This is a genomic window from Mesorhizobium sp. WSM4844, assembly GCF_055811775.1.
Genome location: NZ_JBVVQB010000142.1, coordinates 1 through 1,494 on the forward strand (window position 1 = coordinate 1; position 1,494 = coordinate 1,494).

General features: G+C 62.3%; 1 protein-coding gene. It reads left to right on the forward strand.

All coding sequences use genetic code 11. The annotated features are described in order from the left end of the window. Positions 1 to 44: 44 nt before the first annotated feature. Positions 45 to 1,337, forward strand: a complete 1,293-nt coding sequence (rhaI, locus tag AC0L2A_RS36130) for an L-rhamnose catabolism isomerase (protein ID WP_473612950.1) — start codon at positions 45 to 47, stop codon at positions 1,335 to 1,337. Positions 1,338 to 1,494: the final 157 nt, after the last annotated feature.

The following is a 1,494-nucleotide window of genomic DNA, read 5'->3' on the forward strand; positions in this document are numbered from 1 at the left end:
GGATGAGGGGCAGCGCCAACCGAACGCATTTGGGAGGAAGCACCATGTCCGAAACCATCATCTCAGCCGACATCGTCGACAAGGACAATCTCGCGCGCGCGGCCGAGCTCAAGCGCGATTACGATGCGCTCGGCGAACGCCTCGACCGCCGCGGCATCGCCGTCGACGCCATCCGCGGCAAGATCGAAAAATTCGCCGTGGCGATCCCGTCCTGGGGCGTCGGCACCGGTGGCACCCGCTTTGCCCGCTTTCCCGGCGCCGGCGAGCCGCGCGATATCTTCGACAAGATCGAGGACTGCGCCGTCATCCGGCAGTTGACGCAGGCGACACCCACCGTCTCGCTGCACATTCCGTGGGACACGGCCGACCCGAACCGGCTGAAACAGGCGGCCTCGCGCTTCGACCTCGGCTTCGACGCCATGAACTCCAATACCTTCTCCGACGCCAGTGATCAAAAACTGTCCTACAAGTTCGGCTCGCTGTCGCATGCCGACGCCGGCACCCGCCGGCAGGCGGTCGAGCACAATCTCGAATGCATCGAGATCGGCAAGAAGCTGGGCTCCAAGGCGCTGACGGTGTGGATCGGCGACGGCTCGAATTTCCCCGGCCAGGTCAATTTCGCCAAGGCGTTCGAGCGTTATCTCGACGCAATGAAGGAGATCTACGCCGGGCTGCCTGACGACTGGAAACTGTTCACCGAGCACAAAATGTACGAGCCGGCCTTCTATTCGACGGTCGTGCAGGATTGGGGCACCAACTACATCATCGCCAAAGAGCTCGGCGACAAGGCCTTTTGCTTGGTCGACCTCGGCCATCATGCGCCCAACGTCAATATCGAGATGATCGTGTCGCGGCTGATCCAGTTCAAGAAACTCGGCGGCTTCCATTTCAACGATTCGAAATATGGCGACGACGATCTCGATGCCGGCTCGATCGATCCCTACCGGCTGTTCCTCGTCTTTAACGAGCTGGTCGATGCCGAGCTTGCCGGTGCCGAAGGTTTTGATCCGGCTCACATGCTCGACCAGAGCCACAATGTCACCGACCCGATCGAAAGCCTGATGCTGTCGGCGGTCGAGGTGCAGCGCGCCTATGCGCAGGCGCTGCTGGTCGATCGCCAGGCGCTGGAAGGCTATCAGGATGCCAACGACGCGCTGATGGCGACGCAGACGCTGAAGTCCGCCTATCGCACCGATGTCGAGCCGATCCTCGCCATGGCGCGGCTGAATACGGGCGGCGCCATCGATCCGGTCGCCACCTATCGCGCCGCCGGCTACCGTGCCAAGGTCGCGGCGGAACGGCCGGCGGTTGCCGGCGGCGGCGGTGGGATTGTTTGATGTCGGCCGGCACGAAGCAAGAACAAAATGGCTGAAGCGTAAAACATGGAGCTTGCCATCAACGCTGCGACGCTGCGAGGTAACGGCATGGATCCTAGGGTCTCCGCGACGTCGCTTCGCTCCTGCTCCGCCCTAGGATGACGAAGGGAGTATCGTT